This window comes from Streptosporangium amethystogenes (genome assembly GCF_000721075.1).
Taxonomy (GTDB): Bacteria; Actinomycetota; Actinomycetes; order Streptosporangiales; family Streptosporangiaceae; genus Streptosporangium; species Streptosporangium amethystogenes.
In genome coordinates, this window is record NZ_JOEQ01000024.1 from 181,181 (window position 1) to 205,088 (window position 23,908).

Genomic DNA, 23,908 nt, shown 5'->3' on the forward strand with positions numbered 1-23,908 from the left:
CCGGTTTGTTTAACACGCGCTGATGGCACGACATTCCAGGTCCGGGCTTTAAGGTGGCCGAATGGAACCGACCGCCCCCAGTGGACCGACCGACACCGGAACCTCCGACACCTCGGGCGTGTCGGAGGTGCCAGGCGGCCCGGCCGCCCACGAGGGGGTCGGGGCGCTCGTCGCCCGGCAGGGCGTCGACGGCAGGCGGCTGAGGATCGCGCTGGCGGCGCTGGGCGACGGCCGCTGGTGGACTCTCGCCGACCTGGTCAGGCGGACCGCGACGTCGCGGCGGACCATCGAGGCGCTGCTCCGCGAGGTGGACGGCGAGCTGGAACGCTCCGGCGACCGTTTCAGGCTTCCCGCCCACTGGGCCGGGCAGGAGGTGAGCGCCCTGGCACCGGCCGACCCGGTGGCGCACCTCCTCTCCGACCGGGCGGAACTGGTCGCGCGGATGGACGGGCTGATCGCCAAGGCCCCCCGTGGCCGCCACACGCTGGACCACGTCGCCGCGACCGGCGACACCGTGGTCCGGCGGGCACTGCTGCTGGACGCCCGGTTCTGGCTGGACGGCGCCCGGCTGCTGTGCGTGGGCGACCACGACCTGACCTCGCTGGCCACCGCGATGCTGCACCCCGGCGTCGAGGTGACGGTCGTCGACGTCGACGAGCGCATCCTGGCCTACATCGCCGGCCAGGCCGACCGGCTCGGGCTGGCCGTGCGGACCCGCTGGGCCGACCTGCGCCTGGGACTGCCCGCCTCCGCGCGGGGCTGGGCCGATCTGGCGATCACCGACCCGCCCTACACCCCCGAGGGGGTCGGGCTGTTCGTCGCCCGCTGCGCGGAGGGACTGCGCGACCGTGAGCAGGGCCGGATCATGCTGGCGTACGGAGCGAGCGAGCGCACCCCCGCACTCGCCCTCAAGGTGCAGCAGGCCCTGTCCCAGCTCAATCTGGTCAACGAGGCGATCTACCCCGACTTCAACCGCTACCTCGGCGCCGAGGCCATCGGCTCGGCCGCCGACCTGTACGTCCTGCGCCCCACCACAAGGACCTGGCCGGCCGCTGCCGCCCGTACCGACTCCTCCGGCACCGCCATCTACACGCAGGGCCCCCAGTCCGTGGAGTCCACAGCCGACTCCGCCGCCTCCGCCCCGGATCTCGCGGCCGGTTTCGAGGACGGGTTCGTCCCGGAGGTGCTGGTGGGCGAGTGGCCCCGCGACGTGCTGCCCAAAGCCCCCAGAGCGCGCCTGGCGACCTGGCTGGCCAAACCTTACGCCAGTGCCCCGGCCAGGGTGGCGATCTCCGTACCGGCCGGGCTGGAGGCCGCGCTGCCCCGGCTGCTGCTGGCCACCCGCGCCGGGGAGGTCCGGGTCACCCTGGCCACGGCCCCCGGAAACCTCCCCGCCGACCTGCTCGCCCCCGTCTACGACCTCACCGTCAAGGGCTCGTCCGTACGCGCCGTCCGGACGGCACCTCACCAGGACGACGCGGCCCGGATCCTGCGCCGCGTCCTGGACAACGCGCACGGCAAGCTCGCCAACACCTGGCGCGAGGCCCTGATCAAGGTCAGGGGCGAGTTGACGAAGAAGCAGGCCAGGGCGGTCATCGCCGCCGTCGCCCCGTGGGCGGACGACGTCACGGTCCTCGAACTGCCCGCCCACCGGCTCCTGGAGCTCCGGGCCGCGGTGCAGAGCTCCCTCAGCGCACCAGCCGGCGCTGGAGCGCCAGACTGAGGCCGTCCACGGCGACCTGCGGGTAGGTGAGATCCACCTGGCCCCCCTCGACCACCGGGGCGACCCAGCTCACCGTGGCGTAGTGCCCCAGAGCACGGGCCTGTGCCCAGCTGCGTGAGCCGTCGAAACCCTCGGGCGTGTCGGGGGCGGGCCGGACGAAGCCGTCGCCCCTGAGCGCCGCCACCAATCTGTCCGCGGCGGTGGAGTCCGCGAGGTTGAAAATCAGGAACTGGCCGGAGACCTCGCCGTCCTCGCTCTCGTAGCGGGCCCGCAGCGCCTGCGTGCACCCGTCGAGCGCGTCCAGCGCGCTCCCCCAGGCCGCCTCGGCGCAGTCGGCGAGGGTTTCGGTGGCCTTGAGCGCGAGCCTGGTGGTGCCCGCCGACACCGAGGGGCCGGGGAACATCTCGGCGACGGTCAGCGGCTGGGGGTCGAGGACACGGGTCGCGATGGGCGCGTAGTGGGCCGTGCTGGGCTCCGTGCGAAGGACGGCCGCGCGCGGATCGGGCCTGCCCCCCAGCAGAAGGAAGGCCGCCACCCCGGCGACCACGACCAGCACGGCGACGGTGACGGCGATCCACTTTCGCATGAGGAGAGAGCTTACTTCGACGGGCGGGACGCCAGGGACCACTGAGCCGAGACGGACACCGGGGTGGCGGGGACTACTTGGACGGGGCGGGCACGGGAGAGGCGGCGACGATGCGGCGGAAGATCGCCTTCTCCACACCGCGGACCGTCAGAGCCAGCGAGACGAAGTCGTCCTTCGGGCCGGGATCGGCGCCGTCGGTCCTGCCGATCCAGACCAGGCCCGCGTAGTGCCCCATGGCGTGCCCGCTGGACTCGGTGTGCCCCCCGACGGGGAAGACGGCCTTGCCCGCCTGGAGCGGCCGGACCCAACCGCCTCGGTGCAGGGTGGTCAGCGTGTTCACCAGCGTGTCGGCCGAGGCGGTGTCGCGGAGGTTGAACAGGGTGTATTGAGCGACGTGGCGGCCGTCCGCGCTGACGTAGAGGCCCCTGGCCACCTGGGTGCACCCGCCCTGGACGAGCAGGTCGGCGAGCCCCTGCCCCCAGGTCGCCATCGCGCAGTCGGCCTCCAGGCGGGTGGCCGCCAGCCTCAGCGTGATCCTGCCCTCCTTAAGGGTCCTGGTGGCGAAGAGATCCTTGACCGTCAGCGGCTTGGGGTCGGCCTTGCTCTGCGCGATCGGGGCGAACACCTTGGAGGAGGGCCAGCCCTTGTAGGCGTCGGGCCTCGGCTCGGTGCCGATGACCGAGGCGGTGGCCCGTTCGGGCACGAAGTCGTTGCCGATCGCGGAGATCGCGAGGGTGAGGGCGAGCGCGGCGACCAGCACGCCCGCCACCGCCCCGAGGACCATCAGCAGCCGCTGCTGGCGCCGGGTCAGCCCCCACTCGTCCAGCCGGGTGATGTTCTCGGTCTGGGGCTGCGCCCTGGCGGAGGTGCGGCGGCGCTTGCGCGCGGGTGTGGCGGGCGGGCCGGCCGGAGGGGTCACAGTCCGACCCCTCCCAGGAGGGTGCCCAGGCCGAAGGTCAGGGCCGCGGCGACCGCGCCGACAAGAAGCTGGCGCAGTCCGCTGTACCACCAGCTGCGCGCGGTGACCCGGGAGACCAGCGCGCCCGCGCCGAACAGGGCCAGACAGGAGATCACCGCCGAGGTCGTCAGGCTGGTGACCCCGAGCAGGTACGGCAGCAGCGGCAGGAGCGCGCCCACGCCGAACGACAGGAACGAGGAGATCGCGGCGATCCGGGGCGAGGGCAGGTCCCGGGCGGTGACCCCCAGCTCGGCCTGGGTGTGCACCTCAAGCGCCCGGTCGGGGTCCATCGAGATCTGCCGGGCCACCTCGGCCGCCACGGCGGGCTCGACGCCCCGGTCCTCGTAGAGCTTGGCGAGCTCCAGCTGCTCGGCCTCGGGATGGCGTTCGAGCTCGCGCCGTTCGACGTCGATCTCGGCCAGGGCGAGTTCCCGCTGGCTGGCCACCGAGACGTACTCACCCCCGGCCATGGAGAACGCGCCCGCCGCCAGCCCCGCGACTCCGGCCAGCACGATGACCGTGGTGCCGGCGTTGCCGCCGGCGACACCGGCGATCAGGGCGAAGTTCGAGACGAGGCCGTCCATCGCGCCGAACACCGACGGCCGCAGCCAGCCGCCGTTGACGTCGCGATGCCGGTGGTGCATCTCGGCGCGGCCCCCCGAGTCGTCGCCACTCACCGGGACCCTTTCTCCTCCTGGTCGGCCAGGTCGGACGGGTGGGCCGGATCGACCGAGTCGTCGGCCGCGAGCGTGCCGGAGACGAGCCTCGGCTCATCCTCCTCCTTCGCCGGGCCGCTCTCGTCGGAGTCGGCCAGGTCGGACGGGTGAGCCGGGTCGGCGGTGTCCTCCCCGTCCGAGGCGGCCGGGGTGAGGACCGGCTCGGCATCGGTGTCGGCTCCGGCCTCGCCCTTGTCCGCGTCGCCGGTCTCGACCTGCACGGGCTCGACGGCCGAATCTGACAGCGGGCGGACCTGCTCGGTGTTGCTCTTGTTCCTGGCGTACCAGAAGTAGGCCATCGCCCCGATGAACAGGATGATCGAGGTCCACTGGTTGAGCCGCAGGCCGAGGATGTGGTGGGCGCTGTCGACCCGTAGCCCCTCGATCCAGAAGCGGCCCACGGTGTAGCCGGCGACGTAGAGCGCGAACAGGCGGGCGTGGCGGAGCGCGAATTTGCGTCCTGCCCAGATGAGAACCAGTGCCAGGCCCAGGTCCCAGATCGACTCGTACAGGAAGGCCGGGTGGTAGGTGGCCTCACCCGGCACCGTGCCGGGCCGGTCGGGGTCGATCTCCAGACCCCACGGCAGGTCGGTGGGGCTGCCGAACAGCTCCTGGTTGAAGTAGTTGCCCCAGCGGCCGATGGCCTGGGCCACCGCGATCCCGGGGGCGACGGTGTCGGCCACCGCGGACAGGGAGATGCCCCTGTTGCGGCACCCCAGCCAGACACCGACTCCACCCAGCGCGACGGCACCCCAGATGCCCAGGCCGCCGTTCCAGATGAACAGCGCCTCGATCGGCTCGTTGGGTGCGTCCGGCCCGAAGTAGAGCTGCCAGTCGGTGATGACGTGATAGAGGCGTCCGCCGACCAGGCCGAACGGCACGGCCCAGACGGCGAGATCCACGATGGTCCCCGGCTCACCGCCGCGGGCACGCCAGCGGCGCTCGCCGATGACTACCGCGACGACGACGCCGAGCACGATGCACAGTGCGTAGGCCCGGATGGGGACCACACCGAACAGATACCAGACCCCCTGGGAGGGGCTGGGAATCGAGGCGAGGGGCATGTCAGGTGACGTTACCGTGTCCCGGGCTACTTGGCGGCATCAAGAACGGCCTGACGCAGATCGGCCGGTTTGAAAGCCACGTTCGTGTCCAACTCGGTGCCGTTGAGCTTCAGCGTCGGGGTGCCCGTGAGCTTCTGGGAATCCATGACCTTGGTGCTGTATTCGAGGTGCGCGGGCGCCTTCTCCTGGCTGGTCACGCATGCCTCGAAGCCGGAGTCGGTCACCCCGGCGTCCTTGCCCCAGGCGATCAGATCGGGGATCTTGAAACCCTCCACGAGCTCCGAGGGCTGCTCCTTGAACAACTTGTCGTGGAAGGCGATCCAGGGGGCGCCCCCGGGGATGCAGCGGATCGCCGACGCGGCGCGCAGCGAGTTGGCCCGGGTGATCCCCTTGTTGGTCTGCTCCTGGAAGATCGTGATCGGGTGGTAGACCACCTTGGCCTTGCCCTCGGCCGCCAGGTTCTTGATCGTTGGGCCGCTGGTCTCCTCCAGCGCCCTGCAGGCGGGGCACTGGAAGTCCTCGTAGACGTCCAGGACCGGCTTCTCCACACCCGCCCTGGCCATGACCACCGAACCGTCCCCGGCGACGGTGATCGGCGCGAGTGAGGCCCCGACCTGCTCGGACTTGCTGCTCTGGGCGGCGAACCACCAGCCGCCGCCGACGGCGGCGATCGCGACGACGGCCACGGTCGCGATGGTCGCCACGCGCTTGCGCTTCTCCCTCCGCAACTGTTCCTCGCGCTGCGCCTTGATCCGATCACGCGCCGACTGCTCCCGCGCGGCCTTGCCCATCAGTAAGCCTCCTTCTCCTGAAGCTCCTCATCATCGCTCTCGACGTCCTCGTACGACTCCTCGCCCGGGGTGAGCCCCAGCGCGGAGTCCAGCGCGAAGCGCCCCGGGGGGAAGACCGCGACGAACACGCCGAGTCCGAAGAGACCGAAATCACGCAGGATGTCGATGAGGTAGTCGGGCTCCACCCCGGCCGCCAGCTGACCGCCACCGCCGAAGCAGCCGCAGTCGATGCGCAGCCCGCGCGCCCACGCCGAGGCGATGCCGATGACGAACGCCAGCATGAGCAGCGCCGAGATGACACCCGCCGCTCGGGTGAGCAGCCCGACGACCAGCAACAACCCTACGACGATCTCCAGGATCGGCAGGCCGTAGCCGACCGCCGTGGCGAGCGATTTGGGGAGCAGATCGTATGCCTCGACCGCCTGAACCGAGAGCACCGGAGTGCCGATCTTGCCCCAACCCGCGACGATCAGCACTCCCGCCAGCACCAGCCGCGAGACGGTCGTTACCCAGGGTAGCGTCGAAATCACGATACGCGACCTATTGGGCGCGGGGTTATCAGAGGTCACGAGCACCATTCTCCTATTCCAAGCCCCGTTCACAGACGTCTTCGGCGAATGCCAGGTATTCGAGGAAAACCTCATCACGAGCCCGATAAGCATCGAATAAGCCCGCCTGGCAGGCGCGGAAACCGGAGCGCCCCCTTTTCTTCGAGCAAGGGAGGCGCTCTCGAACGGGCTCGTCAGCCGCGGACACCCGCCGCCAGCTCGGCGCCCAGCTCACGGACCGATGCCAGCCCCGAGGCCTCGTCCGGCGCGTCGAGAACGCGGCGGATGAACGCCGACCCCACGATGACGCCGTCGGCGTACCCCGCCACCTCGGCTGCCTGCCTGCCGGTGCCGACGCCCAGGCCGACGCAGACCGGAAGGGAGGTGTGCGAGCGGGTGCGCTCGACCAGGCCCTGCGCGGCCGCGCCGACCGAGTCGCGGGCACCGGTGACGCCCATCAGCGAGGCCGCGTAGACGAAGCCGGTGCAGCTGTCGACGACCGCCTTGATGCGGGCCTCGGTGGAGCTGGGCGCGACCAGGAAGACCGTGTCGATCCCGGCCCCGGCACTGGCCTCGCGCCAGGGCCCGGCCTCCTCGGGGGTCAGGTCGGGCGTGATGGTGCCCACCCCGCCCGCGTTCGCCAGGTCACCGGCGAAGCGCTCGGCACCGTAGCGGTCGATCGGGTTCCAGTACGTCATGACCAGGGTGGCGGCACCGGTCTTGGCCACGCCCTCGACGGTGCGCAGCACGTCGGCGATACGGGTGCCGTTGGTCAGCGCCCGGTGCACGGCGTCCTGGATCGTCGGGCCGTCCATCAGGGGATCGGAGTAGGGCAGGCCGATCTCGATCACGTCGCAGCCGGCGTCCACCATGGCGGTGGCGACGGCGATCGCGCCCTCCTTGCTGGGGAACCCAGCGGGGAGATATCCGATGAGGGCGGCGCGGCCGTCCGCCTTGGCCTTGGCGAACACCGTCTGAAGAGTCGTCATCGTTGTTTCCGTTGCGGTTCGTCCCCTCCGGCACGCCGGAGGGGAGGCAAGTCGGTCGTCAGAGGTTGAAGTACTTCATCGCGGTGCCCATGTCCTTGTCGCCCCGTCCCGAGAGGTTGACCAGGATCGTCGCCTCGGGACCCAGCTCGCGACCGAGCTTGAGGGCTCCGGCGAGCGCGTGCGAGGACTCGATCGCGGGGATGATGCCCTCGGTGCGGGCGAGCAGCGAGAAGGCCTCCATCGCCTCGGCATCGGTGATGCCGTGGTAGGTGGCGCGGCCGGTGTCCTTGAGCCAGGCGTGCTCGGGGCCGACGCCCGGGTAGTCGAGTCCGGCTGAGATCGAGTGCGACTCGACGGTCTGCCCCTCCTCGTCCTGCAGCACGTAGGTGCGCGAGCCGTGCAGCACCCCGACGGAGCCCTCGGTGAGGGTGAGCGCGTGCTCGCCGCTCTCCAGGCCCCGGCCGCCCGCCTCGTAGCCGTGCAGCTGGACGCCCTCGTCCCCGAGGAAGGCGTGGAAGATGCCGATCGCGTTGGAGCCGCCGCCTACCGCCGCGGCGATCGCGTCGGGCAGCCTGCCGGTGAGCTCCAGCATCTGACGGCGGGCCTCGACGCCGATGATGCGGGCGAAGTCGCGGACGATCTCCGGGAACGGATGCGGCCCGGCGATGGTGCCGAAGAGGTAGTGGGTACGGTCGACGTTGGCGACCCAGTCGCGGAAGGCCTCGTTGATGGCGTCTTTGAGGGTCTGGCTGCCGTTGGTGACCGGGACGACCGTGGCGCCGAGCAGCTTCATGCGGGCGACGTTGAGCGCCTGACGCTCGCAGTCGACGGCCCCCATGTAGATCACGCACTCCAGGCCCAGCAGGGCGGCGGCGGTCGCGGTGGCGACGCCGTGCTGGCCGGCGCCGGTCTCGGCGATCACCCGCGTCTTGCCCAGGCGCTTGGTCAGCAGGGCCTGGCCGAGCACATTGTTGATCTTGTGGGCGCCGGTGTGAGTCAGGTCCTCGCGCTTGAGGATGATCCGGGCACCCCCCGCCTGCTCGGCGAAGCGGGGCACCTCGGTCAGCGTGGTCGGCCGCCCGGCGTAGGTGCGCAGCAGGTGGTCGAACTCCCGAAGGAACGCCACGTCGTTCTTCGCCTTGTCGTACTCCGCCGCGACCTCGTCCAGGGCCGGGATGAGCGCCTCGGGCACGTAGCGGCCGCCGAAGACGCCGAACTTGCCGTGGATGTCCGGGTCGTTGCCGTGGAGGCCGTTCCCGGCGAGATCCGCGGCGGTGAGGACGGTTCCCTCGTGCGTTGTCACTGCTTACTGCCCCTCGGGTCGGGATGCGGGGTGGGCACCGGCGGTGACCAGGTCGACCACGGCGGCCCGCGGATCCTTGCCGGTCACCAGGCTCTCGCCGACCAGGACGGCGTCGGCGCCCGCCCTGGCGTAGGCGAGCAGGTCGTGGGGGCCGCGCACGCCCGACTCGGCGATCTTGATGATCCCGTCGGGAATCTTGGGGGCGAGCTTGGCGAACACGTCGCGGTCCACCTCAAGCGTCTTGAGGTTCCGCGCGTTGATACCGATGATCTTGGCTCCGGCGGTGAGCGCCCGGTCGAGCTCCTCCTCGGTGTGCACCTCGACCAGCGGGGTCAGCCCGATCGACTCGGCCCGCTCGATGAGCGAGACCAGTGCGTTCTGGTCGAGCGCCGCGACGATCAGCAGCGCCAGGTCGGCGCCGTAGGCACGGGCCTCCCAGAGCTGGTACGAGGTGACGATGAAGTCCTTGCGCAGCACCGGGATGTCGACGACGGCGCGCACGGCGGCCAGGTCGTCGAGGCTGCCGCCGAAGCGGCGTCGCTCGGTGAGCACGCTGATGACGTGGGCACCGCCCGACTCGTAGTCGCCGGCCAGCGCGGCGGGGTCGGCGATAGCGGCCATCGCGCCCTTGGACGGGCTGGAGCGCTTGACCTCGGCGATGACCGCCACCTGGTCGCCGCCCAGCGCCGCGTAGACGTCACGGGGGGCGGGCGCCCGCCCGGCCCGCTCCTTGAGCTCGGCCAGCGTCACCCTCTCCTGCCGCTCGGCCAGGTCGGCGCGGACTCCTTCGAGGATTTCCTCAAGAACGCTCATTTGCCCTCCCCGCGAAGTTCAGAGGCCAGGTTCGCGAACGCTGCCGTGCCCGTGGTTCGCTCGCTCCGCTCGCTCACGAGTAAGGCCCCTCCCGATCGACTGCCCTTGTCTCGCCGATGCTATCGGCCCAGCCGGGGTCGCCTCGCCACTGGGTGAAGCACAAAGGCGACTATGGGCCCAAGAATTCCCCAAAAGGGAGATTTCGTACTATCCAAAACACGATCATTAAAACAAGAAATAACCAGACATAGGCCGGGCGTATGGATTTCGCCACGGGCGGCCCACCTGATTCTCCCCCGGACCGGCCACCCCACCAGGCACGCATCGCCCAGCGGCCCCAGAGCACGACCAGCACCGGGGCCATGAGGGTGACGAGCGGGTTGAGCCCCAGCGCCGTCACCGGATCGCCGTGCACGAGCGCGTGCACGGTCCGCAGACCGCCGCAGCCGGGGCAGTACAGACCGGTGAGCATGAGGAACGGGCAGGTCGGGTAGTGGCCGGGCTCGTTCGGATCGACCGCCCCCACGAACGCGACCGCGGCACCCGCCACCAGCGCGGCACCCAGCGGCGCCAGCACGGCCCGCGCGCGCGAGCTGGCGATCTTCCCCATGAGCACGGCCGTCGACACCCCCTCACCGGCCACCCTACTCGCGCCGGACGCGGCCCCGCCTCAGACGACCGTCAGGTCAGGAACCCGTCAGGGAGGCACTGCCGACGATGGCGCCGACCGCGATCAGCCAGGCCAGCACCGCCAGCCAGCACGCGATCCCGAAGTAGGACAGGACCAGGCCGGCGATGGCCATGCCCCGCCCCTCCTCACCCGTCCGCTTGATCTGCCCCAGCGAGATGTGGCCCAGCACCACGCCCACGATCGAGGTGAGGCCGCAGACGAACAGCCCCGCGATCCCCATGATCAGCGCGGCGATGGCCATGCCGTTGTTACCCCGGGGAGGCGGCGCGCCGTAACCACCGTAGGCGTCGTAACCGCCACCGGGCGGCGGGCCGTAACCGCCGGACGAACCGTAACCCCCCGGAGAGCCATAGCCACCGCCTCCCGGGGGTTGCCCGTAACCACCCGGCTGATTGCCATAGCTCATGAATGACTCCTATTTATCTAAGTTGAGGGCGAAATCTTAGCGAAAACACCCCCGGGCCGAAGGGGTCCGGGCACGCCCGTAAGCAAGTCGTAGCCGGGGCGCACCCCTCGGCTCGCAGAATCAGGGGAGAGCTCGCGAAGGCCGCGTCGCCGCCGAGGTCAGCGCTCCCGGGGATCTGGATCGATCGTCGGGTCGGTGCCCTCGTCGAGGGCGTCCCACAGTGCCCGCTCGCTGGGGGCGCTCTTGGTGGGGGCGGAACCCCGGCGGTTGTAGCGATCGGACATGCCCGGCCACCGGCCGCCCCGCAGGAGGGCCGTCACTCCCCCGGCCAGCAGGAGCAGCCCCCCTGCGGAGGCGACGATCGGCCAGACGACGGCCGAGGCGACCCGCGGCACGGAGTCCACGACCACCGGCGCCTGCTCCGCGGAGATCCGCAGCGCGGCGCTCGCGCCGCTCCCCCACCAGGAGGCGGCCACCACCCCGGCCCCGCAGAGCGCCATCACCGCACCGACGACCCTGCGCCACACGCCTGCCGTCGCGAGCACGGCGACCACCGCGGCGAGTGCCGCCCAGGCCGCGGGCCCCAGCGCGGGGGCCAGTTCCGCGGCGGGGACCGCCACCTCGCGGGTGCCGTACGTCACGGTGAACCAGTCGCGCCCGGCGGCGAGCAGCACGAGCGCGGCGCCGGCCACACACACCACCAGCCAGGTCCACAGCTCCCGCTTGGCCGTCACGTCCGGGTCACCACCAGCTCGCCGGCGTCGAAGCAGGTCCGATCGCCCGTGTGGCAGGCGGCGCCCACCTGGTCGACCCTGAGCAGGATGGTGTCCCCGTCACAGTCGAGCGCGGCGGACTTGACGTGCTGGACGTGGCCTGAGGTCTCACCTTTCACCCAGTAGGACCCTCTGCTGCGTGACCAGTAGGTGGCCCTGCCGGTGGTGAGCGTGCGATGCAGCGCCTCGTCGTCCATCCAGGCGAGCATGAGCACCTCGCCGGTGTCGTACTGCTGGACGACGGCGGGAACCAGCCCGTCGGCGGTGTGCTTCAGCCGGGCCGCGATGGCAGGGTCAAGGGGCATGCGGCAATTGTGCCGCAACCAGGGACAGGGGTAGCGTCCGGCATGGCCTCGCGAGCAGACCGGGGGCTCCCCTGAAGACCGATCCGGCGAGCCATCTGGCGGTGGTGGAGGCCACCACCCTGCCGTGCGCGTTCACCAGGAAGGCCGGTCCTCCCACCCTGCGGAGCAGCGGCGAGACGGCGATCTCGAAACGGCGCACGAACACGTCGGCCGCCGCCACGCCGACGAACTCCCCGCCCTTCAGCACGGGCACCGACAGGGTCAGGGAGTACTCGGTGCTGCAGAGGAAGTCCACGTACGGGCCGGTGAGAGTGTGCTCGGCACCGGAGCGCGGACCGGCGAACCAGTCCCAGTGCGTGTAGTCGTAGAAGGCGCTGCTGGAGGGGTCCATGTCCCGGAGCAGCTGCACCGGCTCACCCGAGGCACCCTCCTGCCACCACTCCAGGTACCAGGGCGCGTCGGTGAGCAGGCCGGGCGCGGCGATGAACCCGATGCCGGAGATCAGCCCGCCCAGCCGGGGAAAGAGCAGCGGGCGCAGCGCGGCCAGGTCGCCGCGCACCGGCGCGCCGCCCAGCAGCCCGACCACGGCGTCGCGCACCTGGTGGAGCCCCTCGAAGACACCCTCGACGATGCCGCCGACGGCTACGGCCACCTCGGCCGCGTCGCCGGGCGCCAGCAGCGCACCGTGTTCACTCACTTGATCCATCCGCCCCAGGCATTCGACGCTCACGGCTCCCGCAGACGCAGCTCGATGAGGTGTTCCATCGCGTCGAGCACGTGCCGCTCCGCCAGGAGCCTGGCGTGGTCGTCGTCCCCGCGGTGGATGGCCTCGGCGATGGCGTGGTGCCGCGCCGACGTTCCATCGTCCCCCCCGCGAGCGGACCAGAGCAATGGTCCGATGTCAGCCTGTAACCTGATCTCTTCCTGAGTGAGTCGTGCCGACTGGGAGGCCGCGGCCACCTCGATGTGGAAGCGTCCGTGCAGCCTGCGCAGCTGGGCCTGGTCACGGGAGGCGGCCATCTCCTGCAGCGTACGGCGGAGCGGCGCGATGTCCTCCGGCAGTGCCCGCTGCGCGGCCAGCCTCGCGGCGGCCCCGGCGATGGCCGCGTAGTGGTCGCCCAGGTCGCGGAGCTCCTCAGCGGTGAAGGCGCACAGTCGGTCGAGTGCCTGGGGAGCCTCGCGCGGGGCCCGCACGAAGCTACCGCCTCCGCGCCCCCGCCGCGTCTCGACCATGCCCTGCTGACGCAGGGCCATCAGGGCCTCCCGCAGCGTGACCGTGGACACGCCCAGCTGGGCGGCGAGCTCCGCCTCGCTGGGCAGCTGCTCGCCATCGGCCACCAGGCCGAGCACTATGGCGTCGGTGAGCCGCCTGACCACGGCGTCGACCCGCGCGGTGCTGTCGACCGGCGCGAACGCGGCCAGCCGGGCACCACCGGAGATGTCTGCCGTGCTCATCCGCCCTCCCTCGCCTTCGACGGTCAACCAGTCTCCCACCTGGGGTCCCGTCCGAGGTCTCCCCGGGTGCCGCCCGCACGCGGCCGGCACGTGGCCGGCACGTGGCCGGCACTGCCGCGAGGATCTCACTTCGCCTCCCCCGGCGGTGATGTCCGAACGGCTCTTGCCAGCAAACATCTAACATCATATGTTTTCGGTCATGTCAGACCCAGCGGTGAGGTTGACCGGCCTCCGCAAGAGCTTCGGGGCCGTGGACGCGGTCACCGGCGTCGACCTCGACATCGCCGACGGCGAGTTCTTCGCCATGCTCGGCCCCTCGGGCTCGGGCAAGACGACGGTGCTGCGGATGATCGCCGGCTTCGAGACGCCCAGCGCGGGCACCGTCGAGCTCGGCGGGGTCGATGTCACCCGGCTCGCCCCCTTCGAGCGCGACGTCAACACGGTCTTCCAGGACTACGCACTGTTTCCGCACATGAACGTGGCGGACAACGTGGAGTACGGCCTGCGGGTCAGGCGGGTCCCCCGGGCCGAGCGGCGCGAGCGCGCACTGGCCGCGCTGGCCTCGGTCCGGCTGGAGGGCATGGAGCGGCGCAGGCCCAGCCAGCTCTCCGGCGGCCAGCGCCAGCGGGTCGCCCTGGCCCGCGCCCTGGTCAACCGCCCCCGGGTGCTGCTGCTCGACGAGCCGCTCGGCGCTCTGGACCTCAAGCTCCGCGAGGAGATGCAGGTCGAGCTCAAGTCGATCCAGCGCGAGGTCGGCATCACCTTCCTGTTCGTCACCCACGACCAGGAGGAGGCGCTGACCATGAGCGACCGGGTGGCGGTGTTCGACCGGGGACAGATCGAGCAGGTCGGCACCCCGGCCGAGGTCTACGAGAGGCCCGCGAGCACGTTCGTCGCGGGGTTCGTCGGCACCTCCAACCTGATCTCCGGCGAGGCCGCGCAGGCGGTGCTCGGCCGGGAGGGCACGTTCAGCGTGCGCCCGGAGAAGCTGCGCCTCGCCGGCCTCGACGAGACGGTCGACGGCACCGAGCACAGCGCGACGGGCACCGTCGCCGAGGTCGTCTACGCGGGCCCGGCCACCCGGTTCGTGGTCGAGCTCGACGCGGGCGGACGGCTCATCGCCCTCCAGCAGAACCTGCAGGTCTCGTCAATGGACGTGATGGGCCTGCGTGGCACCAGGGTCCGGCTCGTCTGGCACCGCCGGCACGAGTTCGCGATCGTCCCGTAAGAAAGGTCGTCATCCCATGCGGTCCACCCCCTGGATTGTCATCAGGCACGGCGCGGTCGTTCTCTCCGCGCTCGCCCTGGCCACCGTCACCGCCTGCGGCACCGGTCCCGCGCCCGGGGTCTCCGCCGTCCCCGGCCAGACCGGCTTCACCCCGCCCAAGATCGAGGCGCCGACGTCCCTGGGTCCGGGGGAGGGGCAGGTCAACCTGGTCAACTGGGCCGGGTACGTCGAGGACGGGAGCAACGACCCCAAGATCGACTGGGTCACCCCGTTCGAGAAGGCCACCGGCTGCCAGGTCAACTCCAAGACCGCCGGTACCTCCGACGAGATGGTCAACCTCATGAAGACCGGCGAGTACGATGCGGTCTCCGCCTCGGGGGACGCCTCGCTGCGGCTGATCGCCGGCGGGACCGTCGCCCCGGTCAACACCGCCCTGATCCCGAACTACGCCGACGTCTTCGCCGGCCTGAAGGACAAGGCGTGGAACTCGGCCGGCGGGGCCGCCTACGGCGTGCCGCACGGGCGCGGGGCCAACCTGCTCATGTGGCGCACCGACAAGGTCAAGCCCGCACCCGACTCCTGGAGCGCGGTGTTCGACCCGGCCTCGCCGTACGCGGGGAAGATCACCGCGTACGACTCCCCGATCTACATCGCGGACGCGGCGCTGTACCTGATGGCGACCAGGCCCGAATTCGGCATCAAGAACCCGTACTCCCTGGACGAGGGGCAACTCCAGGCCTCGGTCGATCTGCTCAAGCAGCAGCGGAAGATCGTCGGCGAGTACTGGTCCGACTACACCAAGGAGGTCCAGGCCTTCAAGAGCGGTGACTCCGTGCTGGGCACCACCTGGCAGGTCATCGCCAATGTGGCCCTGGCCGACAAGGCACCGGTCGAGGTGACGCTGCCCAAGGAGGGGGCCACCGGCTGGTCGGACACCTGGATGGTCGCCACCGCCGCCAAGAACCCGAACTGCGCCTACAGGTGGCTCGACTGGATCATCTCGCCCCAGGCCAACGCCCAGGTCGCCGAGTATTTCGGGGAGGCGCCCTCGAACGCGAAGTCCTGCGAGCTGACCGCCGACCCGAAGCACTGCGACACCTTCCACGCGACCGACGAGGACTACTACTCGAAGGTCTGGTACTGGACCACCCCCATCGCCCAGTGCCTGGACGGGCGCACCGACATCACCTGCAAGGACTACTCCGAGTGGACCAGGGCCTGGACCGAGATCAAGGGCTGAGCCCCGCCGGAACCACCGGTGCGGCGGGCACCCGGGTGCCCGCCGCGCCCGCCCCGCGAGAAGGGCCGGAAGCCCGCCTCGCCCGGAGAGAGGACCGACGTTGAACACCGCGGCACCGGCGAGACCCGCACCGCTCCGCACCCCTCGACGCAGACTCGCGGCCTTCCTGCACCGGCATGCGGGCGTACGGCTCTCGCTACTGCTGTCGGCCCCCGCGCTCTGGCTCGGCCTCGCCTATCTCGGCGCGCTGGCCGCCCTGTTCGTGACGGCCTTCTGGAGCACCGACACCTTCACCGGCGACCTGGTCAGGGTGCCGACCTGGGGGAACTTCCAGGACCTGCTCACCGCCGACGTCTACCGCACGATCGCGCTGCGCTCGGTGGGCGTGGCGGTCGCGGTGACGCTGATCGACCTGCTGATCGCCTTCCCGATGGCGTTCGCGATGGCCAAACTGGCCTCGCCGCGCGCCCAGCGCTGGTTGGTGATCGCCGTGCTCACCCCGCTCTGGGCCTCCTATCTGGTCAAGGCGTACGCCTGGCGGGTGATGCTCGGCTCCGAGGGCCTTCTCGGCTGGGGATACGGGCTGACCGCCACCGTCCTCACCCTGTCCTACCTGTGGTTGCCGTACATGATCCTGCCGATCTACGCGGGGCTGGAGCGGCTGCCGGACTCGCTGCTGGAGGCCGCCGGAGACCTCGGGGCGCGTGGCTGGCGGACGTTTCGCACCGTGGTGTGGCCGCTCGCCCTCCCCGCCGTGATCGCGGGCTCGGTCTTCACGTTCTCGCTGTCGCTCGGCGACTACATCACCGTGAAGATCGTGGGCGGCACCTCGCAGCTGATCGGCAACGTCGTCTACGACAACATCGGCGCGGCCAACAACCTCCCCTTCGCCGCCGCGGTCGCCACCGTCCCCGTGATGATCATGCTGGTCTACCTCGCCGCGGTCCGCCGCACCGGCGCCCTGGAGAACCTGTGAACCTGTCCCGTACGGCGCGCACGGCGCTGTGGGCCATGCTGGCCGCCGGGCTCGGCGTCGTCTACGTTCCGCTGCTGATCGTGATGCTCAACTCCTTCAACACCGACCGGACGTTCGCCTGGCCGCCCAGCGGACTCACCGTGCGGTGGTGGGAGGCGGCGTGGAACTCCACCGGCGTGCGCGACGCGCTGTGGACCTCGGTCCAGGCGGGGGCGGGCGCCACGGTGATCGCCCTGGTGCTCGGCACGATGGTGGCCTTCGCGATCCAGCGCTACGACTTCTTCGGCAAGAACGCGGTCTCACTACTGGTCCTGCTGCCGATCGCGCTGCCCGGCATCGTCACCGGCATCGCGCTCAACAACGCCTTCCGCGCGGTGCTGAGCCCGTTCGGGGTGAGTCTGGGGCTCTTCACGGTGATCGTCGGGCACGCCACCTTCTGTGTGGTGACCGTCTACAACAACGTGCTGGCCAGGCTGCGGCGTACGGGCATCTCGCTGGAGGAGGCCTCGGCCGATCTGGGTGCCGACACCTTCACCACGTTCCGGCTGGTCACCTTCCCGATGATGCGCTCGGCGCTGCTCGCGGGCGGGCTGCTGGCCTTCGCCCTGTCCTTCGACGAGATCATCGTGACCACGTTCACCGCCGGGGCCGGGGTCAGGACCCTGCCTCTGTGGATCTTCGAGAACCTGTTCCGCCCCAACCAGGCGCCCGTGGTCAATGTGGTCGCCGCGGCTCTCATCGTCGCCTCGGTCGTCCCGATCTATCTCGCCCAGCGCCTGTCGGGCGGTGACGCGGGAGTCCGCTGAGCGGGGGCGGCTCAGCGGGCACGGTCGTCGTCGAGCACGTCGGCGGCGTGGACGACGATCCTGGGGTCGGGGGTGCCGACCACCTCGTGGTCCTTGTTCTCGTACTCGAAAAGGCTCAGCACGTGGCGCATGGCCTCGACCCTGGCCCGCTTCTTGTCATTGCTCTTGATCACCGTCCACGGCGCCTCCTCGGTGTCGGTGTGGACGAACATGTCCTCCTTGGCGGCGGTGTACTCCTCCCACTTGTCGAGCGACTTCAGGTCCATCGGCGACAGCTTCCACTGCCGGATCGGATCGACCTGGCGGATGACGAACCGGGTGCGCTGCTCGGAACGCGAGACCGAGAACCAGAACTTCACCAGGTGGATGCCGTCGCGGACGAGCATCCGCTCGAAGTCGGGCGTCTGTTCCAGGAACTCCAGGTACTCCCCGGGAGTGCAGAAGCCCATCACCCGCTCGACCCCGGCGCGGTTGTACCAGGAACGGTCGAAGAAGACCATCTCTCCGGCGGACGGCAGGTGGTAGACGTAGCGCTGGAAGTACCATTGGGTGCTCTCGCGCTCGCTCGGCTTCTCCAGCGCCACCACGTTCGCCCCGCGGGGGTTGAGGTGCTCCATGAACCGCTTGATCGTGCCGCCCTTGCCCGCCGCGTCACGCCCCTCGAAGAGGACGACCAGGCGTCCCCCGGTGTCCTTGATCCAGTACTGGAGCTTGAGCATCTCGATCTGGAGCAGCCGCTTGAGCCGGTCGTACTCGGTCCGGTTCATCCGTTCCCCGTAGGGATACTTCTCCCGCCAGGTGTCGACGGGGGTGCCGTCCAGACGGATCAGGACGGGGTCGTCGTCGTCATCGTCGTCGACCCGCAGACTGGACAGATCGTCGAGCAGGCCACCGCGGGCCAGTGCCGAGCGGAGGTCCAGAACAGGAAACCGCCCTTCTGAGGGCTCCGCCTCTACCATCGTTCCCTTCCCCTCGGGCGGACACGGAATCCGCCCTCGTCCTGCCCTCTACCTCGCTTTGAGCAGGCTAATCATCGGCGGGCGGCCCGGTTTGCACCGCTTCCGCGCGGCGCCGTATAAAACCTACTAAACAAGTAGGTCTTGACGGAATTATGAACGCGTGCTGAAGTGATGTCATGCGCCCAGAGCTCCGGCCGGCGGTCCGCGGGCACATCGGCCCGCGCCCCCTCCGCCTCCCCTCGTGTCACCGCTGACCTGCTGACGATTCGCCGGCGACGCCCCCTCGCGCCCGTCCCCCTCCTCCTGGACGAACCAGCCAGAAAGGCCTCGACCATGCCCGTCGAATTCTCAGGCACCGACGGCGGTGACACGCACGGAGCCGCCGCGAAGGCGGCGAAGGCACCGCCCGCTCGGGTGCGCACCCACCGCGGGTACGGGGGGAACCGGGTGCTGCTCGCCTCCACCTCCCGGACCGCCACCCTCCCGGCGGGCGGAGCACCGGCCGACAGGGGAGACACGAGAGAGACAAGGACCGGCGAGCCTCCGCCGAAGGTGATCACCACCCGTCACCCCTGGCGGTGGGTGGCGGCCGCGGGCATCGCGGTGCTGCTGGCCATGGCGGCCAGCGCGCTGATCACCAACCCGGCCTGGGAGTGGGAGGTGGTCGGGGAATACCTGTTCGCCCCCTCCGTGCTGCGGGCCGTCGTCTTCACGCTGGAGCTGACCGCGCTGGGGATCGTCTTCGGCTTCCTGCTCGGCACCGTCCTGGCGCTCATGCGGCTGTCGGGGAACCCGCTGCTCAACTCGGTCGCCTGGGGCTACATCGCCCTGTTCCGGTCGGTCCCGCTGATCCTGCAGCTGCTGTTCTGGTACAACCTGGCCCTGCTGTATCCGAGAATCTCCTTCGGCGTGCCGTTCGGCCCGGCGTTCTTCGACATCGGCACGATGGACCTGATCGGCCCGGTCACCGCCGCCGCGCTCGGCCTCGCCCTGCACCAGGCCGCCTACGCCGCGGAGATCGTCCGGGCGGGGCTGCTCTCGGTGGACCACGGCCAGCGGGAGGCCGCCGCCGCACTGGGCATCCCCAGGGCCAGGCAGCTGTTCCGGATCATCCTGCCGCAGGCCATGCGGTCGATCGTGCCGACCGCGGGTAACGAGATCATCGGCCTGGTCAAGGGCACCTCGGTCGTCTACATCATGGCCCTGCCCGAGCTCTTCTACCAGGTACAGGTCATCTACAACCGCAACGGCCGGGTCATCGCCCTGCTGCTGGTCGCGACCATCTGGTACCTCGTCATGACCTCGGTGATGTCCGTCGCGCAGCACTACATCGAGCGGTACTACGGCAGGGGCCGCGGATGAGCGCCGCGATGGTCGAACTGCGGGGCGTGCACAAGAGTTTCGGGTCGCTTGAGGTGCTGCGCGGGGTGGACCTGCGGGTCGACCCCGGCGAGGTCACGGTGATCCTGGGCCCGTCGGGGTCGGGCAAGTCGACGCTACTGCGCACCGTCAACCACCTGGAGAAGGTGGACAGCGGGTCGATCAGCGTCGACGGCGAGCTGGTCGGCTACCGCAGGATCGGCGACCGGCTGCACGAACTGCCCGAGCGCGAGATCCTCCGGCAGCGGACCAAGATCGGCTTTGTCTTCCAGAACTTCAACCTCTTCCCGCACCTGACCGTGCACCAGAACGTCACCGAGGCGCCCCTGTCGGCCCAGCGCAGGCCGAAGGCGGAGGTGAACGCGCTGGCGACCCGGCTGCTTGAGCGCGTCGGGCTCGCCGACAAGGCCCGCTCCTACCCCGGCCGGCTCTCCGGCGGCCAGCAGCAGCGGGTGGCCATCGCCCGCGCCCTGGCCCTGGAGCCCAAGGTCATCCTCTTCGACGAGCCGACGTCCGCACTGGATCCCGAACTCGTCGGTGAGGTGCTCGACACGGTGAAGGACCTCGCCGGGAGCGGCACCACCATGATCGTCGTCACCCACGAGGTCGGCTTCGCCCGCGAGGTCGCCGACACGGTGGTCTTCATGGACGAGGGCCGGATCGTCGAGCAGGGTCCCCCCTCCGAGGTGCTGGACGCCCCCCGGCACGAGCGCACCCGCCTTTTCCTCAGCAAAGTCCTCTGAACCCCGATCCACTCATACAAGGACCGACATGTCGTTCATATCGAGGCTCGCCCCCGCCGTCGTCGCCCTGCCTCTCCTCCTCGCCGCCGCCTGCGGCACCACCGAACCCTCCGCCGGCACCACGGACAGGGCCGAGGTCCCGGCCGCCGCCGCCCCGTCCGGGACCGGCGGCGTCAGGATCAACACCTCGCCGCAGCAGAACCGGATCCGCGCCGACAAGGTGGACGCGATCGCCGCCAAGGTCCCCGAGGCGATCCGGTCCAGGGGCGAGCTCACCGTGGGCTTCAACGGCGAGGGCGCGCCGCCCCTGGTGTCCCTGGCCGACGACGACACCACTCTGATCGGCGTCGAGACCGATCTCGCCTATCTGATCGCCGACGTTCTGGGCCTGAGGGTGAAGGAGGAGAACACCTCCTGGGAGAATCTGTTCCTGGCCGTCAAGTCCGGCAGGTACGACGCGGTGCTCAACAACGTCACGGTGACCGAGGAGCGCAAGGACATCTACGACTTCGCCACCTACCGGGTGGACCAGCTCGCCTGGCAGGTGGGCGCCTCCAGCCCGATCACCAAGATCGAGAAGCCCGCCGACATCGCCGGTCTGAACGTGTCCGTCGGATCGGGCACCAACCAGGAGAAGATCCTGCTGGAGTGGGACGCGCAGAACCAGAAGGCCGGGCTCAAGGCCGCGCGGATCCAGTACTACCAGAAGTACGGCGACGTCCTGCTCGCCCTGAAGTCCGGCCGCATCCAGGCCTACCTGGGCCCGAACCCGCCCATCGCCTACCAGGTCGCCGTCGGCGGCGACAGCAGGATCGTCGGGACGCTCTCGGGCGGCGGATCGGTCGAGGGCCTGATCGCGGTGATGACCCTGAAGGGCAACGGCCTGGCCCAGCCGATCAACGAGGCGATCAACACACTGATCGAGAACGGCAGGTACATCGAGGTGCTCAAACGCTGGGGCCTGGAGAACGAGGCGCTGCCCAAGTCGCTGATCAACCCGCCCGGCCTGCCCAGGCAGCCCAAGTGACGGTCGACTCCACCAGGCCCGCCCCCGGCGCCGAGGACATCCTTTGGGCGACGCCCCCGCCACGACGGGTCGGCGGAACCGTCGAGATGCACCACGTGGCCGTCCGCGACCCGCGGGTCAGGCCGCTCCTTGAGGACCTGCACGCCGAGTACAACAGCCGGTACGGCCCCAACGAGGAGATCAACCGCTACCCCGACGAGCGGTTCACCCCTGAGCAGGGGGGTGCGTTCCTCATCCTCACCGAGGACGGACAGACCGTCGCCGGGGGCGCGTTCTTCCGTCGCGACGAGGAGACCGCCGAGCTCAAGCGGATCTGGACCCATCCGGGTCACCGGCGGCGCGGCCTGGGCGTCGCCGTCGTCCGGGAGCTGGAGCGAGAGGCCGCGCGGCAGGGCTACCGCCGGATCCACCTGACCACCGGTCCCCGTCAGCCCGAGGCCGCCGGGCTGTATCTCGCGACCGGATACACCCCGCTCTACGACCGGGGCGCCGATCCCGAGACGATCGGCCCCCACCCCTTCGAGAAGACCATCCGGGAGGCGCGGACCGGCTGACCGTGCCACCGTCCGTTCCGGCGAACACTCCCCGGCACTCGGCTCGCGGGCCGAGAGGCGCCGGAGAGGGCGTCCGCCGGACGTCGACGGCCCCGATCCCGGCTTCCTAGGAACGGGCCGACGAGACCCAGGAGGCGTGCAGGTCGGCGTAGACACCCGGCTGCCGTACCAGCTCGGCGTGCGGGCCGCGCTGCACGATCCGGCCCCGGTCGAAGACGAACACCTCGTCGGCCGCCTCGGCGGTGGAGAGCCGGTGGGCGATGGAGACGGCGGTGCGGCCCCGGGTGGCCCCCTCCAGGGCACGGGCCAGCCGTACCTCCGTCGCCGGATCCACCGCGGAGGTGGCCTCGTCCAGCAGCAGCAGGTCGGGGTCCGCCAGGTAGGCGCGGGCGAGTGCGACGAGCTGGCGCTCGCCGGCCGACAGTGACTCGCCGCGCTGGCCCACCCTGGTCGACAGGCCGGCGGGCAGCCCCTCCAGCCAGTCGGCGAGCCCCAGCTCGGTCATGGCCAGCCGGATCTCCTCCTCGGTCGCCGAGGGGCGGCCGAAGGCGATGTTCTCGGCCAGGGTGCCGTCGAACAGGAATCCGTCCTGCGGGACCATGACGATGCGCCGGCGCAGCGAGGAGAACCTCACGGTCCGCAGGTCGTGGCCGTCCACCGTGATCCGCCCCGAGGCGGGGTCCATCAGGCGGGTGAGCAGCTTGGCGAAGGTGGTCTTGCCGGAACCGGTCTCCCCCACCACCGCGATCCGCGAGCGTGGCGGGATGTCCACCGAGACCTCGTGCAGCACCGGCACCCCGCCGGGGTAGGAGAACCCGACGTCCTCGAAGGAGACCGAGATGGGACCGCGCGGCAGCTCGACCCCCTCCGGGCCGGGGTCGGCGACGTCGGGCGGGGTGTCGAGCACGCCGAGGATGCGCCGCCATCCGGCGATGGCGTTCTGCGCCTCGTTGAGCACCTCGGTGGCGATCTGCATCGGCGAGACGAAGAGCGTGATGAGGAACAGGAAGGCGACCAGGCGGCCCACGGTGATCTCACCGGCCAGGCCGAGCCGCACCCCGACCAGCACCACGGCGGCCAGGGCCACCGCGGCGACGATCTCGGTCAGCGGGAACACCGTCGCGACGACCCGCTGGGTACGGGCCTGCGCCGCCTTGTTGGCGTCGATCGCGACGTCGAGCCTTTCCGCGGTACGGGCCTCGGAGCCGTGGGCCCTGATCACCGCGGCGCCGACCACCGACTCGCTGACCGCCGAGAGCATGTCGCCGGTGCGCTCGCGGACCCTGGTGTAGGCGCTCGACAGCCACCGCTGGAAGCGCGGCAGGACGACCATGAGCGGCAGGAAGCAGGCCCACACCGTCAGGGTGAGCTGCCAGGAGTAGACGAACATCAGCACGGTGGCGACCAGGAGCTGCCCCAGGGCGATGATGATCATCAGTCCGCCCCACTGCATGAACGTGCTGATCTGGTCGACGTCGCCGGTGACCCGGGAGACGAGGGCGCCGCGCCGCTCGGAGTTCTGGGTGAGCACCGACAGGTCGTGCACGTGCCGGAAGCCGCGCACCCTGAGCGTGGCCAGGGAGGACTCGGTGGCCCGGTAGAGGCGGACGTTCATCAGGTACGCGCACAGCGCGGTGAGCACCACGGCGGCGGCGCACAGCAGCACCGCGGTGCGCACGTAGGCCAGGTCGGGGGCCGCTCCGCCAAGCCCGGTGTCGATGGTCTGCTGCACCGCGATCGGTACGATGATCTTGCCGACCGTGGCCACCACGGCCAGCACGAGCGTCCCGGCCAGCCCCTTGCGGAACTCCGGCGTGAGCGAGAGCCCATGCCTGACGGTGGCCATCCCGGAACGCTCGACCCCCTGAAACGAG

Annotated in this window: 26 protein-coding genes; 9 read left to right on the forward strand and 17 right to left on the reverse strand. The window is 70.6% G+C overall.

Annotation, left to right across the window (positions count from 1 at the left end):
• Nucleotides 1-61: 61 nt before the first annotated feature.
• Nucleotides 62-1,723 carry a bis-aminopropyl spermidine synthase family protein gene (locus IG98_RS0129505; protein WP_084195745.1) on the forward strand — a complete coding sequence of 554 codons (1,662 nt, stop codon included), beginning with the start codon at nt 62-64 and terminating at the stop codon, nt 1,721-1,723.
• Here the strand turns inward: IG98_RS0129505 and IG98_RS0129510 are convergent.
• The 15 genes from IG98_RS0129510 to IG98_RS0129580 form a co-directional block, all read right to left on the reverse strand.
• The gene (locus IG98_RS0129510) at nt 1,689-2,309 is read right to left on the reverse strand and encodes a hypothetical protein (protein ID WP_030919367.1); all 621 of its coding nucleotides are present in this window, start codon (nt 2,307-2,309) and stop codon (nt 1,689-1,691) included. The two genes, IG98_RS0129505 and IG98_RS0129510, sit on opposite strands and share 35 nt — an antisense overlap.
• Before the next feature lie 73 nt (nt 2,310-2,382).
• Nucleotides 2,383-3,228 carry a hypothetical protein gene (locus IG98_RS0129515; protein ID WP_030919370.1) on the reverse strand — a complete coding sequence of 282 codons (846 nt, stop codon included), beginning with the start codon at nt 3,226-3,228 and terminating at the stop codon, nt 2,383-2,385.
• On the reverse strand, nt 3,225-3,944 hold the full coding sequence (locus tag IG98_RS0129520; RefSeq protein ID WP_030919373.1) for a VIT1/CCC1 transporter family protein: 720 nt from the start codon (nt 3,942-3,944) through the stop codon (nt 3,225-3,227). The genes IG98_RS0129515 and IG98_RS0129520 overlap by 4 nt, the downstream gene beginning before the upstream one ends.
• The gene (gene lgt, locus IG98_RS0129525; RefSeq protein WP_030919376.1) at nt 3,941-5,047 is read right to left on the reverse strand and encodes a prolipoprotein diacylglyceryl transferase; all 1,107 of its coding nucleotides are present in this window, start codon (nt 5,045-5,047) and stop codon (nt 3,941-3,943) included. Before lgt ends, IG98_RS0129520 begins: the two co-directional genes overlap by 4 nt.
• A gap of 26 nt (nt 5,048-5,073) precedes the next feature.
• Entirely contained in the window at nt 5,074-5,838 is a 765-nt protein-coding gene (locus IG98_RS0129530; RefSeq protein ID WP_030919380.1) for a DsbA family protein, read from the reverse strand.
• Nucleotides 5,838-6,368: a MauE/DoxX family redox-associated membrane protein gene (locus tag IG98_RS0129535; protein WP_342666858.1), complete on the reverse strand. Its 531-nt coding sequence runs from the start codon at nt 6,366-6,368 to the stop codon at nt 5,838-5,840. The genes IG98_RS0129530 and IG98_RS0129535 overlap by 1 nt, the downstream gene beginning before the upstream one ends.
• A 212-nt stretch (nt 6,369-6,580) precedes the next feature.
• Nucleotides 6,581-7,375, reverse strand: a complete 795-nt coding sequence (gene trpA / locus IG98_RS0129540) for a tryptophan synthase subunit alpha (RefSeq protein WP_030919388.1) — start codon at nt 7,373-7,375, stop codon at nt 6,581-6,583.
• Nucleotides 7,376-7,433: 58 nt separating this feature from the next.
• On the reverse strand, nt 7,434-8,603 hold the full coding sequence (gene trpB / locus IG98_RS0129545) for a tryptophan synthase subunit beta (protein WP_211264161.1): 1,170 nt from the start codon (nt 8,601-8,603) through the stop codon (nt 7,434-7,436).
• Between the two features lie 78 nt (nt 8,604-8,681).
• Nucleotides 8,682-9,491 carry an indole-3-glycerol phosphate synthase TrpC gene (trpC, locus tag IG98_RS0129550; RefSeq protein WP_030919394.1) on the reverse strand — a complete coding sequence of 270 codons (810 nt, stop codon included), beginning with the start codon at nt 9,489-9,491 and terminating at the stop codon, nt 8,682-8,684.
• A 169-nt stretch (nt 9,492-9,660) separates the two neighbouring features.
• Nucleotides 9,661-10,119: a DUF2752 domain-containing protein gene (locus IG98_RS0129555; RefSeq protein ID WP_245651768.1), complete on the reverse strand. Its 459-nt coding sequence runs from the start codon at nt 10,117-10,119 to the stop codon at nt 9,661-9,663.
• A gap of 58 nt (nt 10,120-10,177) precedes the next feature.
• Nucleotides 10,178-10,588, reverse strand: a complete 411-nt coding sequence (locus tag IG98_RS0129560; RefSeq protein WP_030919399.1) for a DUF4190 domain-containing protein — start codon at nt 10,586-10,588, stop codon at nt 10,178-10,180.
• 158 nt (nt 10,589-10,746) lie between these two features.
• Entirely contained in the window at nt 10,747-11,322 is a 576-nt protein-coding gene (locus tag IG98_RS0129565; protein WP_051753126.1) for a Trp biosynthesis-associated membrane protein, read from the reverse strand.
• Complete coding sequence (gene hisI, locus IG98_RS0129570) at nt 11,319-11,666, reverse strand: phosphoribosyl-AMP cyclohydrolase (RefSeq protein ID WP_030919408.1); 348 nt, start codon at nt 11,664-11,666, stop codon at nt 11,319-11,321. The genes IG98_RS0129565 and hisI overlap by 4 nt, the downstream gene beginning before the upstream one ends.
• Nucleotides 11,656-12,363: a cache domain-containing protein gene (locus tag IG98_RS0129575; protein WP_211264148.1), complete on the reverse strand. Its 708-nt coding sequence runs from the start codon at nt 12,361-12,363 to the stop codon at nt 11,656-11,658. The genes hisI and IG98_RS0129575 overlap by 11 nt, the downstream gene beginning before the upstream one ends.
• A 29-nt stretch (nt 12,364-12,392) precedes the next feature.
• The gene (locus IG98_RS0129580) at nt 12,393-13,121 is read right to left on the reverse strand and encodes a FadR/GntR family transcriptional regulator (protein WP_030919413.1); all 729 of its coding nucleotides are present in this window, start codon (nt 13,119-13,121) and stop codon (nt 12,393-12,395) included.
• A 199-nt stretch (nt 13,122-13,320) separates the two neighbouring features.
• Here IG98_RS0129580 and IG98_RS0129585 point away from each other — a divergent pair, with 199 nt between their 5' ends.
• The 4 genes from IG98_RS0129585 (at nt 13,321) to IG98_RS0129600 (ending at nt 17,371) form a co-directional block, all read left to right on the forward strand.
• Nucleotides 13,321-14,349 carry an ABC transporter ATP-binding protein gene (locus tag IG98_RS0129585; RefSeq protein ID WP_030919416.1) on the forward strand — a complete coding sequence of 343 codons (1,029 nt, stop codon included), beginning with the start codon at nt 13,321-13,323 and terminating at the stop codon, nt 14,347-14,349.
• Nucleotides 14,350-14,365: 16 nt separating this feature from the next.
• Nucleotides 14,366-15,589 carry an ABC transporter substrate-binding protein gene (locus IG98_RS0129590; protein WP_037971571.1) on the forward strand — a complete coding sequence of 408 codons (1,224 nt, stop codon included), beginning with the start codon at nt 14,366-14,368 and terminating at the stop codon, nt 15,587-15,589.
• A gap of 100 nt (nt 15,590-15,689) precedes the next feature.
• Nucleotides 15,690-16,565: an ABC transporter permease gene (locus IG98_RS0129595; protein WP_051753127.1), complete on the forward strand. Its 876-nt coding sequence runs from the start codon at nt 15,690-15,692 to the stop codon at nt 16,563-16,565.
• Entirely contained in the window at nt 16,562-17,371 is an 810-nt protein-coding gene (locus IG98_RS0129600; protein WP_030919424.1) for an ABC transporter permease, read from the forward strand. The genes IG98_RS0129595 and IG98_RS0129600 overlap by 4 nt, the downstream gene beginning before the upstream one ends.
• An 11-nt stretch (nt 17,372-17,382) precedes the next feature.
• Here the strand turns inward: IG98_RS0129600 and ppk2 are convergent, their stop codons facing one another.
• Nucleotides 17,383-18,330, reverse strand: coding sequence for a polyphosphate kinase 2 (ppk2, locus tag IG98_RS0129605; protein ID WP_030919426.1), 948 nt, complete (start codon nt 18,328-18,330; stop codon nt 17,383-17,385).
• A 333-nt stretch (nt 18,331-18,663) separates the two neighbouring features.
• Between ppk2 and IG98_RS0129610 the strand changes: the two genes are divergently transcribed.
• Genes IG98_RS0129610 through IG98_RS0129625 form a run of 4 tightly spaced genes read left to right on the forward strand, consistent with a single transcriptional unit; the run spans nt 18,664 to nt 22,034 of the window.
• Nucleotides 18,664-19,692 (forward strand): amino acid ABC transporter permease, encoded by a 1,029-nt coding sequence (locus IG98_RS0129610; protein WP_245651769.1) that lies wholly within the window; start codon nt 18,664-18,666, stop codon nt 19,690-19,692.
• Nucleotides 19,689-20,453, forward strand: coding sequence for an amino acid ABC transporter ATP-binding protein (locus IG98_RS0129615; protein WP_030919431.1), 765 nt, complete (start codon nt 19,689-19,691; stop codon nt 20,451-20,453). The genes IG98_RS0129610 and IG98_RS0129615 overlap by 4 nt, the downstream gene beginning before the upstream one ends.
• A 28-nt stretch (nt 20,454-20,481) precedes the next feature.
• Entirely contained in the window at nt 20,482-21,480 is a 999-nt protein-coding gene (locus IG98_RS0129620; protein WP_030919435.1) for an ABC transporter substrate-binding protein, read from the forward strand.
• Entirely contained in the window at nt 21,477-22,034 is a 558-nt protein-coding gene (locus IG98_RS0129625) for a GNAT family N-acetyltransferase (RefSeq protein ID WP_030919437.1), read from the forward strand. Before IG98_RS0129620 ends, IG98_RS0129625 begins: the two co-directional genes overlap by 4 nt.
• A gap of 106 nt (nt 22,035-22,140) precedes the next feature.
• Here the strand turns inward: IG98_RS0129625 and IG98_RS0129630 are convergent, their stop codons facing one another.
• Nucleotides 22,141-23,880 (reverse strand): ABC transporter ATP-binding protein, encoded by a 1,740-nt coding sequence (locus IG98_RS0129630; protein WP_169750208.1) that lies wholly within the window; start codon nt 23,878-23,880, stop codon nt 22,141-22,143.
• Between the last annotated feature and the right edge of the window lie 28 nt (nt 23,881-23,908).